This window comes from Acidovorax sp. GW821-FHT09A11 (assembly GCF_059418365.1).
The window spans coordinates 159,223-172,355 of the sequence record NZ_JBWKPS010000004.1 but is presented as its reverse complement, the minus strand read 5'-3'; the positions used below and the strand labels follow the sequence as shown (position 1 = coordinate 172,355).

The window sequence follows — 13,133 nt, the reverse complement described above, 5'->3', positions numbered from 1 at the left end:
GCCGCCGCGCGCCGGGCACGGCGCAGGCAGACGGGCAGGCAGGCCACGGGCGTTGGGTTTACTGGACGCGGATCCAGGTCTGCGAGCGGCCGAAGGGACCGATGGAGCCCCGCACTTCGAGCTTCTTGCCGCCGTCGATGGGGGTCATGCGCAGGGTGTAGTTGCGGCCGTTCTCGGGGTCGAGGATCTTGCCGCCTTCCCACACTTCCTTGCCCTCGGCCTTCTTGGCGCCACGGATGATCTCCAGCCCCAGGAGGGGCTTGCCCTTGCGGTCGTCCGAGCATTCGTCGCAGACATCGTCGGGCTTGGCGTCCTTGGACAGGCGCTTTTCCAGCGCCCCGTGCAGCACGCCGCCGCCGATGTCGCGGATGCGGATCTCCGCCTTGGCCTCGCCGGTCTTGTCGTCGATGTTGCGCCACAGGCCTTCAGGCGTCATCTGCGCCCAGGCCGGCAACGCACCCGCTACCAAAACAATAGCTGCTACCGCTTTGTACATAAGCGCTCCGTGGCAAAAAGGCTTGAAATCCGCACGATGCACCGATCAGGCCAGGGCCAGATCGGTGTCCATCAGCACCTTGCTGCCGGCACGGGCCGTGCGCATCAGCGTCGCCGTTTCAGGGAACAGCTTGGCGAAGTAGAAACGCGCGGTCTGCAGCTTGGCGCCGTAGAACGGGTCGGTGTTGCCGGCGGCGATCTCGCGCAGCGCGACCTGGGCCATGCGGGCGAACAGGTAGCCGAACACCAGGTGGCCGGCCACGCGCAGGTAGTCCACGGCGGCGGCGCCCACTTCGTCGGGGTTTTGCATGCCCTTGAAGCCGATTTCGGTGGTGAACTTGGTCATCTGGTCACCCAGCATCGCGACGGGGTTGATGAACTCGGCCATCTTCTCGTTCACGCCTTCTTCTTCCACCAGCTTGCCGATCAGCTTGCCCAGCTTCTTGAGCGTGGCGCCGTTGTTGCCCAGGATCTTGCGGCCCAGCAGGTCCAGCGACTGCACGGTGTTCGTGCCTTCGTAGATCATGTTGATGCGGTTGTCGCGCACGTACTGCTCCATGCCCCATTCCTTGATGAAGCCGTGGCCGCCGAAGACCTGCATGCAGGCGTTGGTGCTGATGTGGCCGTTGTCGGTGATGAAGGCCTTCACGATGGGGGTGAGCAGCGCCACCATCTCTTCGGATTCGGCACGCACCTTTTCATCGGGGTGGCTGTGCACCTTGTCCAGCAGCAGCGTGCAGAAGATCTGCAGCGCGCGACCGCCTTCGGCGTACGCCTTGGCGGTGAGCAGCATCTTGCGCACGTCGGGGTGCACGATGATGGGGTCGGCATCCTTGTCCTTGGCCTTCACGCCCGAGAGGCTGCGCATCTGGATGCGGTCCTTGGCGTAGGCCAGTGCGTTCTGGTAGGCCACTTCCGTCAGGCCCAGCGACTGGTTGCCCACGCCCAGGCGCGCGGCGTTCATCATCACGAACATGGCGGCCAGGCCCTTGTTGGGCTGGCCCACCAGGGTGCCGATGGCGCCATCGATGGCGATCTGCGCGGTGGCGTTGCCGTGGATGCCCATCTTGTGCTCCAGGCCCGTGCAGTAGATGGGGTTGCGCTCGCCCAGCGAGCCATCGGCCTTCACGTTGAACTTGGGCACGACGAACAGGCTGATGCCCTTGCTGCCCTTGGGCGCATCGGGCAGGCGGGCCAGCACCAGGTGCACGATGTTGGCGGTCATGTCGTGTTCGCCGGCGCTGATGAAGATCTTGTTGCCGGTGATCTTGTAGGTGCCGTCGGCCTGCGGTTCGGCCTTGGTGCGCAACAGGCCCAGGTCGGTGCCGCAATGGGGTTCGGTCAGGCACATGGTGCCGGTCCACTCGCCGCTGGTGAGCTTGGGCAGGTAGATCTTCTTTTGCTCGTCGGTGCCGTGGGCGTGCAGGGCTTCGTACGCGCCGTGCGACAGGCCGGGGTACATGGTCCACGCCTGGTTGGCCGAGTTCATCATCTCGTACAGGCACTGGTTCAGCACGAAGGGCAGGCCCTGGCCGCCGTAAGCGGGGTCGCACGACAGCGCCGCCCAGCCGCCTTCGACGTACTTGGCGTAGGCGTCCTTGAAGCCCGACGGGGGCTTGACTTCGTGCGTGGCCTTGTCCAGCACGCAGCCTTCGGTATCGCCGCTGATGTTGAGCGGGAAGGTCACTTCGGCGGCGAACTTGCCGGCTTCTTCCAGCACGGCATTGATGGTGTCCACATCCACCTCGGCGTGGGGCGGCATTGCCTTGAATTCATCGCTGACCTTGAGCACTTCGTGCATGACGAATTGCATGTCGCGCAGGGGCGGCGTGTAGGTAGGCATGGGTTTACTCCTTGGAGGTGGTGGTTTGGTTGGAAACTTTGCGGCGCTTGGCGGCAGCAGGGGTGGCTGGCGCGACAGCGGCCGGCGTGTCGGCGCTGTAGCGCGCCAGGATGTTGTGAAAGCCCTGCACGGCCCGGCCCATGGAGCCGGGGGTCTGCAGGAAGCGCGCTTCGTAATGCAGCGCGAGGATGAGGCCGTGGATCTCGAACAGCATCTGCTCGGCATTGGTGTCCGCGCGCAGCTCTGCGAGGCCCTTGCACTGCTCGATGGCGCGGCGCATGGCGGCGTGCCAGGTCAGCACCGAGCTGGCCAGCGCGTCGCGCACGGGGCCGGTGCGGTCGTCGAACTCGACCGCGCCGCTGATGTAGATGCAGCCCGAGTCGATTTCGATGGAGGTGCGCTTCATCCAGTTGTCGAACATGGCCGACAGGCGCGCCACGCCGCGCGGCGCGGACATCGCGGGGTAGAACACCTCCTGCTCGAAGCGGGTGTGGTATTCGCGGATGACGGAGATCTGCAGCTCTTCGCGCGAGCCGAAGTGGGCGAACACGCCCGACTTGCTCATGCCCGTGACATCGGCCAGCGCCCCGATGGACAGGCCTTCCAGCCCGATGTGCGTGGCCAGGCCCAGCGCCGCCTCGACAATGGCCGCCTTGGTTTGCTGGCCCTTTTGCAGGGCGCGGCCGGTACCGCTGCGGGCGCGCGGGATGCGGGTGACCTGGCTGGATGAAGAGGTGGCGGACATGCTGGCAAATAAAAACGAACGTTCGTTCTATTCTGCAGCAAATTCAGCGACCGGCCAAAACCCCGGGAAAAAATAGGGAGCGGCCCCCAAATCACCCGTTGCGGCGGCGCCACCGCCTGGCGGGCCCGCTCTCCAGCGTGCCGGGGCCCCGCCGGCGGCCCCGCCAGCGTGGCGGTGCTAGAGGATCAGCGCGAGGCTGGCTTCCAGGTGCTCGGAAGGCGGGCGCTTGAAACCCGAGCGTGCATAGCGCTGCAGGCGACCCACCGCAAACGCCGTGAGCACGCTGGCCGCCACCTGGGCATCGACCGTGGGCGTCGCGGAGCCCGCCGCGGCCGGGCGCAGGCACTGGCGCAGGGTGGACTCGATGCGGTCAAAGAACTGGTTCATGCGCTGCTGCAGGCGCTCGTGCTCGAACACCAGGGCGTCTCCCACCATCACCCGCACCATGCCGGGGTTGCGCTCGCCAAACTGCAGCAGCACAGCCACGATGCGCGCCGCCTGCCGCTGGCCCACGTCGGGCGGCTGGGCGGGGTCGGGCACCTCGCGGCCGGTGATCTGCTGCACGAGGGTGAACACGGACTGCTCGATGAAGTCGATCAGCCCCTCGAACATCTGCGCCTTGCTCGCGAAGTGGCGGTACAGCGCCGCCTCGCTCACCGACAGGCGCGCCGCCAGCGCGGCGGTGGTGATGCGCTCCGCGCCCGGCTGCTCCAGCATGGCCGCCAGCGCCTGCAGGATCTGCACGCGGCGCTCGCCCGGCTTGGGCCGCTTGCGCGCAGCCGGCGTTTCACCCGCGTCGTCGGTACTGGCGGGCTCTGGAAGGGGAGAAAGTTCGGACATGCAGGACAGGGGCTCTGGTAGGGCCATGCGGCCAGTGGCACCCGGCGCCCGGTTCACATGCCGGATGGGCATGCACGGGCCAGCGGCAGGCGTAAATCATGTATGGAAATGATTCTCGCACAGGCTTTTGCCCGGCCCGCGCACGGACACGCGCAAGGAGCGCGCGGGGGGCGGATCTACAGCGGAAACACCACAGCCACCAGCAGCCCGTGCCCCTGGGGGCCCGTCCCGAGCGTCAGGGAGGCGCGGTGCACGCGCGCGATCTCGTCGGCGATGGCCAGCCCCAGGCCCGTGCCCTCCCCCACCGTGCCAGGCACGCGGTAAAAGCGCTGCATGACGCGGGCGCGCTCCGCCTCGGGCACGCCCGGGCCGTCGTCCTCGACCTCCAGGTACACGCGGGGCGGCCCGGTGCGCCCCTGGCGCATGCCGCAGCGGATGGTGACAATGCCCCCCGCCGGCGTGTACTTGATGGCGTTGTCCACCAGGTTGGACAGCAGTTCGCGCAGCAGCCAGCCATGGCCGGTGACATGCACGGGCTGCACGTCGAGCCCCAGGTCCAGCCCCTTGCCGGTGGCCGGATCGAGAAAGGTCTCGAGCAGCGCCTCGCACAGGTCCTTCAGGTCCACGCGCTGCGGCGGCTGCGCATCCAGGCTGCGCGCGTCGGCGCGCGACAGGGCCAGCAGCTGGTGCGCGAGCTGTGAGGTCCGGCGCGTGGCATTGCGCAGCTTCTCGATCTGATCAACTCCTAAAACAATAGCACCTTTCGCCTGACCATCCTGCGCCAGCGGCATTTGTCGATCAAAGTCCGGCAGCGGTACCCGCGGGCCGGCGGCCTTGGCCATCATCGCCCAGGCCTCGACCTGCGCCTGCAGGCCCGCCAGCGGGGTGCGCAGCTGGTGCGCCGCGTCGGCCACGAAGCGGCGCTGCCCTTCCGCCTGCGCATTGACCAACGCGAACAGCCGGTTGAGCGAATGCACGAGCGGGCGCACCTCGGCGGGCGACGAGGCCTCGTCGATGGGGCTGAGATCGCGCGGCGAGCGGTGTTCCACCGCTTCGGCCAGATCCACCAGCGGCTTGAACGCACGCCCCACGGCCCAGTGGATGGCCAGCGCGGCGGCGGCCACGAGCACCAGGTTGGGCAGCAGCACGCGCAGCAGAAGCTGCTGCGCCCACTGCTGGCGCGGGTCCGACCCGTCGGCCAGCGCCACCACCAGCTCGCCGGCCCCCGTGCGGCCGCGCTGCACGGCCACCCGATAGGTCACGCCGCCAAATTCGACGCTGTGGAATTCGGGGGCCTGCGTGGTCGGCACGGCGCTGTGCACCCAGTCGTCCCCCAGCAGCAGGCGGCCGGAGGCGTCGCGCACGCTGTACCCGGCAAACCCGGCGTTCTGGCGCAGGAAGTCCTCGACCGGCGGCGCCAGCAGCAGCAGGGGCGGCTCGTTGTCACGGATCGCGGGTGCCAGTACCGAATCGGCCAGCGCCGGAAGCAGCCGCAGCAGGCGCTGGTCATGCCGTCCGGCGGCCTCATCGGCCGAGCGGTAGTCCAGCCACACGCCCGCGAGCGCGAGCAGGCACAAGGGCAGCACCAGCAAAAGCAGCAGCCGGTTGCGCAGGTCGGAGGTCATGGCGCGCAGGCCAAGCCGCTGGGAAGGAGGGGCCCGGTCCGGCATCGTCATGGTGGGTCTTCACCGGCGCGGGCGCTGAGCCAGACCGATTCCGCTCAGGCGGCCTGGAGTTCCAGACGGTAGCCGAACCCGCGGATCGAGCGCAGCGCCACGCCATGCGGCTCGAGCTTGCCGCGCAGGCGCGAGACGTAGACCTCCACCGCATTGGGTGTGATCTCCTTGTCCCACCCCGTCAGGGCCTGCAGGAGCTTGTCCTTGCTCGCAGGCTTGGGGGCGTTGATGAGCAGGTATTCGAGCACGGTCCATTCACGGGGACCCAGTTCGATCACCTGCTCCCCTTCGCCGGTGCGGATGCTCGCGCGGCGGCCTGCCGTGTCCAGCTCCAGCGGCCCGAAGCTGAGCACCGCCGTCGTGGCGGCCTGCGAGCGGCGCAGCAGGGCCCGCAGGCGGGCCAGCAGCTCGGGCAGCTCGAAGGGCTTGACCATGTAGTCGTCCGCCCCCAGGTCCAGCCCCTGCACGCGGTCATGCAGGGCATCGCGCGCGGTCAGGATCAGCACGGGCATGGCGGGGCTGATCATGTCGGGACGGCGCAGGCGGCGGGTGAGCTCCAGCCCATCCATGGCGGGCAGGCCGATGTCGATGATGGCCGCGTCGAAAGACTCCGTGCGCAGCACCTCTTCGGCGCGCTCCCCGCTGCCGACCCAATCCACGGCGTATCCGGCGTCGGTCAGGCCCAACTTGATGCCGCTGGCCACCATGACATCGTCTTCAACCAACAGCAGGCGCATAGCAGGCTACGAAAAGGGTCAGTGCGAGCGGATCATGGTCCCGTAGGCCTGGTCGGTCAGGATTTCGAGCAGCATGGCATGCGGCACACGGCCATCGATGATGTGCACGGCGTGCACGCCGGCCTTGGCGGCATCGAGCGCGCCCGCGATCTTGGGCAGCATGCCGCCGGAGATGGTGCCATCGGCGAACAACGCGTCGATCTCGCGGGCCGTGAGGTCGGTGAGCAGGTTGCCCGCCTTGTCCAGCACGCCGGGCGTGTTGGTCAGGAGCATGAGTTTTTCAGCTTGCAGCACCGTGGCCAGCTTGCTGGCCACCACGTCGGCGTTGATGTTGTAGCTCTCGTTGTTTTCGCCGAAGCCGATGGGGCTGATGACGGGGATGAAGGCATCGTCCTGCAGCGCCTTGACCACGCTCGGGTCGATGGCCACGATGTCCCCCACCTGGCCCACGTCGTGCTCGATGCTCGGGTTCTTGTTGTCCACCATCTTGAGCTTCTGCGCGCGGATCATGCCGCCGTCGCGGCCCGTGAGCCCCACGGCCTTGCCGCCGGCCTGGTTGATCAGGCCCACGATGTCCTGCTGCACCTCGCCGGCCAGCACCCACTCGACCACTTCCATGGTCTCGGCGTCCGTCACGCGCATGCCCTGGATGAACTCGCCCTTCTTGCCCAGGCGGTTCAGGGCCGTCTCGATCTGCGGGCCGCCGCCGTGGACCACCACGGGGTTCATCCCCACGAGCTTGAGCAGCACCACGTCTTCGGCAAAGTCGGCCTGCAGCGCGGGGTCCGTCATGGCGTTGCCACCGTATTTGATGACCATGGTCTTGCCATGGAACTTGCGGATGTAGGGCAGCGCCTGGGCCAGGATTTCAGCCTTGTCGCGCGGAGCAATCGAAAGAAGGTCGGTCATGGAGGCGGGCCATCCAGAGAAAACGGTGAGGCGCAAATTGTGCCGCATTCGCGCGGCACCCTGGGGTGGCCTGCGCAACAGCCCTCAGTGGCGCAGCCAGTGCGGCACCTTGAACCGCACGATGGCAAGGTATGCCATCACATAGCTGATGACGAACAAGCCGCAAAACGCCATCAGCAGCGGGGTATTGCTCCAGAACAGCACCGCCGGCACCACCGTGAGCAAGGTGAAGCCCCAGAGGTAGGGCGACGTGCGGTTGTTGCGCATCAGCACCCTGCGGGATTCGTCGTCGTGGAAAACGCCCCGCACGATGCGCCGGTAGATGAGCTGGTGAAAATGCAGTGCATCGGCCACGCCGGGTGACACGCCCCGCACCGTCTTGCGATAGATCGAGAAGATCGTTTCCCAGACGGGGTAGATCAGCAAAAGCATGGGGAACCAGGGCGACACGTCGGCGTTGCGCTGCACCAGCGAAATGCTGGCCAGGGCGATGACCACGCCCCAGATATACGCCCCGCCATCGCCGGCAAACAGCATTCCCCGCGGGTAGTTCCACACCAGGAATCCCCCGGTGGCGGCGGCGGTGGACACCAGCAGCGCCGCCAGGGCACGATCCCCCACCTGCAATGCCACGTGCGCCAAGGCCAGGCACACGATCAGTGCAACCATGCCCGCCAGGCCGTTGTAGCCGTCGATGATGTTGAACGCGTGGGGCAGCCCCGCAACGGCAAGGACAACGATGGCGATGCCCAGCCACGGGGCAGCGGCCAGCACGGAGTCCAGCCAGGGCCACCCCATGCGGGGCAGGGACAGGTCCAGCAAGACCACCGCCAGGGCACCGGATGCGCCCGTCAGGCTCAACCGATACCGGACAGACAGGCGCTGGGTCATGTCCTCCGCGATCCCCCCCAGAGCAGCCGGCAGCATGACCACCAGCCAGCCGCCGACCCATGCCCCCAACCTGAGGGAACCAGGATCTCCCCAATGGGACGACTGCAGCATGCCCAGGCTCCAGCTGCACCCGATACCCAACAGCAGCGCCCCTCCGCCCAGGCGGGGAATATCCCCGAGGTGAAAACGCTGTGGCATGGCGCTGCCATACACGGAAGCGTGGCTGCGCATCCACCGCACGATGAACCCTGCCGCCAACGCTGCAACGATGAATGCCACCACAGATAACCAGATCATGAGCGGCCGATGGTACCCGTACTCTGCGCGGATGCCTGTAAGAAAGCGCTAGCTGGCGCTGCCCGCGACGGCATCCCCGCGCCGTTGGCGTGAAATACGGCCGCCCACTGCAGGAAGTCGGCAGTGGCGCCTCGGCTGCCTGGACACAGGGTCAACCCAGGCCAGCGCCGGCGCAGACGGTTCACGAAAAAACCCACGCTGCAGGGTCCAGGGCCACTACCGCGCCATGCCGCGGTAAAAGCGCATCACCTTTTCCACGTATTGCTGTGTTTCGGGATACGGCGGAATCCGGCGGCCATGCTTGATCACGGCTCCTTCCCCGGCGTTGTAGGCCGCCAGTGCCAGCTCCTTGTCGCCATCGAACATGCGCAGCAGGTCCGCCAGATAGCGTGTGCCGATCTGCGCATTCACCTTGGGCTCCATGGCGGCATGTTCTCCCTCTGAAGGCGGACGGGCCACGACCCCATAGCGCTCGGCGGTCGCGGGCATCACCTGCATCAAGCCCAGGGCGCCCTTGCGCGAAACGGCCTTCACATTGAAGGCCGATTCCGCAGCGGCAACGGCGATCACGAATGCCGGATCCAGCGACTGCGCCTCCGCCGCCGCCTCCAGGTGCTGCTTGACATCGTCGTAGCCAGGAAACTGCAGTGCGGAGGTGCCGCGCTCCTTGCTCCTCATCACGGAGGCAGGAGGCACACGTTGGAGCCAGACCAGCCCCCGCGACGCGGCCGCCCCCGGCGCCACGTTGCCAATGTGGGTCACTCCATCCTTGTCCACGAACTCCCACACCTGGTCGGCCCAGGAAGAGGCAGGGAGCCCCATCAGGAAGATCACTGTAATCGCCGCCCTGCGCAGGCTTTCCACCATGTTCGATCCCCATCCGCGCCCGTCGGAGCTTCTGCGAAATTCACTCTTGCTTGTCATTTGGCACCGCGTCCCTGGTACAAGAAGCTCTTCAGCCGGACCCCGACCCGTTCAAACCAGGGGGATGGCACGGGGGCCTGTGCCGCCGGCCAGGCATCCCCACGGCGCGAGCGCAGCAGCCGAGCGGGCATTCCCGCCGCCACCATCCCCGCGGGGACATCCTGCCGCACAAGCGCACCGGCGGCCACCACCGCGCCGCGCCCGATGGTAACCCCCTCGAGCACGATGGCTCCGGCCCCTATCCAGGCGCCGTCCTCCACGACGATCTTTGCGCGGGTGATGCGGTTGCGCGCGATGACCGCATCCCCTTCGTCTATGGCGTGGCCGGCCGACAGCAACTTGACGTGGGGGCCGATCAAAACGTCCTCGCCAATCTCCAGGCCCCCTTCGCCAGACAGATAGCCGCCCACGTTGACAATGGTGCGGGCGCCGATGCGGATTCCCACGCAAGGGTCCGCGACCACATCCCCCAGCACCAGCCTTGTCTGCGCGTAGATGCTGACCCCATCCGACAGGCACAGCACGCCAGGGCGCTGCCCAAACCGCATGACGGAAACGGACGGATCGATCCGGCAATCCGCACCGATGCTGTCCACGCCGTCATGCGATGCCGTGAAATCAGGAACCCCGAGCAACATGTCCGTTCCGCAATCCGTCACGCGCCGCCCGCGCGGCCCAGGAGTCTGCGCTGCAGCCGCAGCCATGGGCCTGCAGGAGGAGGAGGTTCGGGCTGGGGCTGCGCTTGCAGCGCGGAGAGTTCGGCCTCCACCGCGGTCTTTTCCGTCCGCAGCAGCTCCACGTCGGCGCGCAGATCCTTGATCTCCAGCTGCATCTTCGCGATGATTTCCTTGGCTTCCGAAAAGGCTTTCTGGTGCTCCAGCAACGATGCGCGCTCACGCTGGTGCACCACCGTGAGGGCCTGCAACTCGTCGCGCAGCCTGTCCGCTGTGCCACGTGCCTCGGCCAACTCCCAGGCGGAAGCGTCAATGGAGGGCGTGACCACCACCATCCACTGGTACACATCGAAATCCTGCCACCCCGCCAGCAAGGCCTGGCGCTGCTCGCCAGGCAGGGCGCTCCAGTACCAGGCGAATTCGCTGCATTCGACAGGCACCCTGTTGGCCTCCCAGATCCGGGGAGCCCACCCGCAGTCCAGCAGTACCTTTTCAATGCTGCGCTTGGTAAAGAACCGGACATGGGTCCTGTCCAGCTGGCCCTTGTCCGAGTAGTCGAAGATGCCATTGCGCATCGCCGCCAGCACCCCGGCATAGGCAATGTTCGGGACGGAGATCAGCAGGCGGCCCATGGGGGCCACAAATTCACTCAACCGCTGCAGCACGTCCTCCGGTTTTCTGAGGTGCTCCAGCACATCGCAGGCCATCACCGCATCAAACCGCCTTCCCGCGATCGCATCCAGCCAGTCCGTGCCATCCAGATTTCCGGGAATGACCTCCACGCCCAGCGTCTTGAGCACTTCCAATGCCTCGGGGTCGTTTTCAACCACCGTGACGCGATGGCCCCGCGCCAGCAGGACGCGGGTCATGGCGCCGGGCCCGGGCCCCAGCTCCAGCACCGAGCCTCCGTCGGACGGAATACGGCGCAGCAACCGGGCCGCCCACTCCTCGCCGTCCGGGTCGAATGCGTAGTCGTATCGCTCAATATTGGTCATGCGTTGCCTCCGATGCGGACGGTGTCCACATCTGCTCCCACTGCCCCCAGTGCCACCAAGCCCATGGACGCTCCCGTACATCCTGCTCCAACCGTTGAATCACCGCATCAATGGCCTGGCGTGGATTCTCTGGCAAAGTCTCCACCACCACCCGAAGCCGATCAGGTCGCTCCGAATATGTCACCGCGTGCAACAAAGGGACCTTGGCTGATTCCGCAAGGCGCTCGATCCCTGTAGGCAGGTGCAACTGTCCTCCGAGGAAAGGGTGGCTGCGCAATCGGGTGAACCCTGGAGCCCATGCATCCGCAAGAATTCCCCACGCCTGCCCCGCCCTCAAGCTCTCATACACCGGGCGCATTCCCTCGGTGGAGGTCCGCCACTGGCCCCGGGCGATCTGCGTGAATGAACGCACCTTCCGAATCAGAAAGTCACGCTGGACAACTCCCAGACCAGGATTTTCGAGAATCGGCATGGTCAGCGTGTTCAGCGACAGCCCTCTCAGAGCCAAAGCGACTGCCGATGTCAGCAAACGGTCGAAATGATTCAATACCAGAATAAAGCCTTGCTTTCTTCTAATCAGGGCGTCCACATGCTCCCATCCCGTGACCTCAATGGCAGGACCATTGGGCTGTCCCAAACGGTGCAGCGCGGACGCATCCATGATTTCCTGAGCCAGCATCGCCAAATGCGCACGCGCCCACTGACGATGAGCCACCGCCGTGGATTCAGGGAATACCTGCTCAAAACGCGCCACTAGAAATTGCTCTGTCAGGCGACGTGCCGAAGAAGGGTCGCGCCCGATGACCGAGGCAAGGTGCCACGGAAGGGTGGTGGGCATTCTGCTCAGAGCAGGGAACGCAAACCGCAGGCGCCACTCATTGATCATTCGCTCGGCAGCCATTCGTGATCCAGCCACACAAGACCCACTTCGCGATTCTTCTGATTCAACACCGTGAACGGCTGAATCAGCTCGGCCATGTCCAACACCTGAAGGCCCGTATCGTCCAAGGTGTAGACATTCCAGAGATACTCGCCAGAGAGCAAGGGCAGACGAGGAAATCGGACACGCAACCGATGCGTTCCTGCTCCGCACAGAGGGCGCGGAGGATTGTGAAACTGCGTGCTGGTTCCAAACACGTTGTCCTTGTCCGGCCGGACTATGGAGAAGCCTATGTGAAATTTGGCATCGCAATAGGATTCAACCTGTATTTCTACCGTCAGGTCCTGGAACGAGTCGACTTGCGCCGGATTGGTACCATCGCTTGTTTCCGTAATCAGGTGTGTGATTTTGACAAGCGGGGCCGTGGTGATTTCCACCGCGGGCGCGGGAGACGCGGCATTCGGGGGAGCATCGGCCACTGCATCCGTCCGCAAATGGGCGTACCGGCGCCGCTCGTGGGCTTCATAGGCAGTCACTACACCCTCGGTGGCACCGATGGCCTGTATGCGGCCACCGTGAATCCACGCCGCCCGCTGGCACAGGCTGCGCACCTGGTACAGGTTGTGGGAACAGAAAAGCACGGTGGCGCCACGCTCGCGCAGCTCCAGGATGCGGTTCAGGCTCTTCTTCTGAAAATGCAGATCCCCCACCGACAAGGCCTCGTCCACGATCAGCACATCGGGATCGATGGCCGTCGCTGCGGCAAATGCAAGCCGCATGAACATGCCTGAAGAGTAGGTCTTCACCGGCCGTTCGAGTGTCTCCCCGGTCAACTCGGAGAACGCGGTGGCCCGGATGATGAAATCCTCCATGGCACCGCCTTCCAGGCCATGCAGGGCGGCCATGAAGCGGATATTGTCGTAGCCCGACTCCTCCGGGTGGAATCCGGCACCCAGTTCCAGCAGCGCGGCAACACGGCCTTCCTGCGACACCTGGCCATGGGTAGGCCGAATGGTGCCGGCGGCAATCTTCAGCAAGGTGCTCTTGCCCGCGCCGTTTTCACCGATCAGCCCAAACGTTTCTCCTGCCTGGACTTCAAAGTCCACGCCGGTCAGCGCCACGTGCACGCGGTGGCGCTGCCTGCGGGTCACCCACTCCCACAGCCTGTCCTGGGGGCGGCCGTACACCATGTAGGTTTTTTCTATGCCCTCAAAGCGTATGGTCATG

13 protein-coding genes are annotated in these 13,133 nt (G+C 65.8%); all 13 read right to left on the bottom strand.

The window, feature by feature from the left end:
* Nucleotides 1–58: 58 nt before the first annotated feature.
* The 13 genes from AC07PV_RS11935 to AC07PV_RS11875 all read right to left on the bottom strand — a co-directional run bounded on the left by AC07PV_RS11935 (nt 59) and on the right by AC07PV_RS11875 (nt 13,132).
* Nucleotides 59–496 (bottom strand): DUF2147 domain-containing protein, encoded by a 438-nt coding sequence (locus AC07PV_RS11935; RefSeq protein WP_218340494.1) that lies wholly within the window; start codon nt 494–496, stop codon nt 59–61.
* Nucleotides 497–541: 45 nt separating this feature from the next.
* On the bottom strand, nt 542–2,338 hold the full coding sequence (locus AC07PV_RS11930; RefSeq protein WP_218293208.1) for an acyl-CoA dehydrogenase C-terminal domain-containing protein: 1,797 nt from the start codon (nt 2,336–2,338) through the stop codon (nt 542–544).
* 4 nt (nt 2,339–2,342) lie between these two features.
* Nucleotides 2,343–3,083: a TetR/AcrR family transcriptional regulator gene (locus AC07PV_RS11925; protein WP_494630334.1), complete on the bottom strand. Its 741-nt coding sequence runs from the start codon at nt 3,081–3,083 to the stop codon at nt 2,343–2,345.
* A gap of 177 nt (nt 3,084–3,260) precedes the next feature.
* Nucleotides 3,261–3,923, bottom strand: a complete 663-nt coding sequence (slmA, locus tag AC07PV_RS11920; protein WP_492244294.1) for a nucleoid occlusion factor SlmA — start codon at nt 3,921–3,923, stop codon at nt 3,261–3,263.
* 176 nt (nt 3,924–4,099) lie between these two features.
* Nucleotides 4,100–5,548, bottom strand: a complete 1,449-nt coding sequence (locus AC07PV_RS11915) for a sensor histidine kinase (protein ID WP_492255354.1) — start codon at nt 5,546–5,548, stop codon at nt 4,100–4,102.
* A 95-nt stretch (nt 5,549–5,643) separates the two neighbouring features.
* Nucleotides 5,644–6,336 (bottom strand): response regulator transcription factor, encoded by a 693-nt coding sequence (locus AC07PV_RS11910; RefSeq protein WP_218293205.1) that lies wholly within the window; start codon nt 6,334–6,336, stop codon nt 5,644–5,646.
* Nucleotides 6,337–6,354: 18 nt separating this feature from the next.
* Nucleotides 6,355–7,245 carry an acetylglutamate kinase gene (argB, locus tag AC07PV_RS11905; protein WP_218293204.1) on the bottom strand — a complete coding sequence of 297 codons (891 nt, stop codon included), beginning with the start codon at nt 7,243–7,245 and terminating at the stop codon, nt 6,355–6,357.
* A gap of 84 nt (nt 7,246–7,329) precedes the next feature.
* Nucleotides 7,330–8,433 (bottom strand): MraY family glycosyltransferase, encoded by a 1,104-nt coding sequence (locus AC07PV_RS11900; protein ID WP_218293203.1) that lies wholly within the window; start codon nt 8,431–8,433, stop codon nt 7,330–7,332.
* A gap of 216 nt (nt 8,434–8,649) precedes the next feature.
* Nucleotides 8,650–9,300 (bottom strand): lytic transglycosylase domain-containing protein, encoded by a 651-nt coding sequence (locus tag AC07PV_RS11895; RefSeq protein WP_494630332.1) that lies wholly within the window; start codon nt 9,298–9,300, stop codon nt 8,650–8,652.
* 53 nt (nt 9,301–9,353) lie between these two features.
* The gene (locus AC07PV_RS11890; protein WP_218293201.1) at nt 9,354–9,995 is read right to left on the bottom strand and encodes an acyltransferase; all 642 of its coding nucleotides are present in this window, start codon (nt 9,993–9,995) and stop codon (nt 9,354–9,356) included.
* Nucleotides 9,996–10,012: 17 nt separating this feature from the next.
* Nucleotides 10,013–11,026 carry a class I SAM-dependent methyltransferase gene (locus AC07PV_RS11885; RefSeq protein WP_494630331.1) on the bottom strand — a complete coding sequence of 338 codons (1,014 nt, stop codon included), beginning with the start codon at nt 11,024–11,026 and terminating at the stop codon, nt 10,013–10,015.
* A complete protein-coding gene (locus AC07PV_RS11880; protein WP_255591264.1) occupies nt 11,013–11,864 on the bottom strand; it encodes a lysophospholipid acyltransferase family protein in 852 nt (283 codons plus the stop codon). The genes AC07PV_RS11885 and AC07PV_RS11880 overlap by 14 nt, the downstream gene beginning before the upstream one ends.
* Before the next feature lie 44 nt (nt 11,865–11,908).
* Nucleotides 11,909–13,132, bottom strand: coding sequence for an ABC transporter ATP-binding protein (locus AC07PV_RS11875; protein WP_494630330.1), 1,224 nt, complete (start codon nt 13,130–13,132; stop codon nt 11,909–11,911).
* Nucleotide 13,133: the final 1 nt, after the last annotated feature.

Bases quoted from the DNA above. Each gene is read 5' to 3' on its own strand.
- AC07PV_RS11910 (WP_218293205.1), bottom strand. From the start codon at position 6,336: ATGCGCCTGCTGTTGGTTGAAGACGATGTCATGGTGGCCAGCGGCATC.
- AC07PV_RS11890 (WP_218293201.1), bottom strand. From the start codon at position 9,995: ATGTTGCTCGGGGTTCCTGATTTCACGGCATCGCATGACGGCGTGGAC.
- AC07PV_RS11915 (WP_492255354.1), bottom strand. From the start codon at position 5,548: ATGACCTCCGACCTGCGCAACCGGCTGCTGCTTTTGCTGGTGCTGCCC.
- AC07PV_RS11900 (WP_218293203.1), bottom strand. From the start codon at position 8,433: ATGATCTGGTTATCTGTGGTGGCATTCATCGTTGCAGCGTTGGCGGCA.
- AC07PV_RS11885 (WP_494630331.1), bottom strand. From the start codon at position 11,026: ATGACCAATATTGAGCGATACGACTACGCATTCGACCCGGACGGCGAG.
- AC07PV_RS11875 (WP_494630330.1), bottom strand. From the start codon at position 13,132: ATGACCATACGCTTTGAGGGCATAGAAAAAACCTACATGGTGTACGGC.
- argB (WP_218293204.1), bottom strand. From the start codon at position 7,245: ATGACCGACCTTCTTTCGATTGCTCCGCGCGACAAGGCTGAAATCCTG.
- AC07PV_RS11880 (WP_255591264.1), bottom strand. From the start codon at position 11,864: ATGCCCACCACCCTTCCGTGGCACCTTGCCTCGGTCATCGGGCGCGAC.
- AC07PV_RS11925 (WP_494630334.1), bottom strand. From the start codon at position 3,083: ATGTCCGCCACCTCTTCATCCAGCCAGGTCACCCGCATCCCGCGCGCC.
- AC07PV_RS11935 (WP_218340494.1), bottom strand. From the start codon at position 496: ATGTACAAAGCGGTAGCAGCTATTGTTTTGGTAGCGGGTGCGTTGCCG.
- slmA (WP_492244294.1), bottom strand. From the start codon at position 3,923: ATGTCCGAACTTTCTCCCCTTCCAGAGCCCGCCAGTACCGACGACGCG.
- AC07PV_RS11895 (WP_494630332.1), bottom strand. From the start codon at position 9,300: ATGGTGGAAAGCCTGCGCAGGGCGGCGATTACAGTGATCTTCCTGATG.
- AC07PV_RS11930 (WP_218293208.1), bottom strand. From the start codon at position 2,338: ATGCCTACCTACACGCCGCCCCTGCGCGACATGCAATTCGTCATGCAC.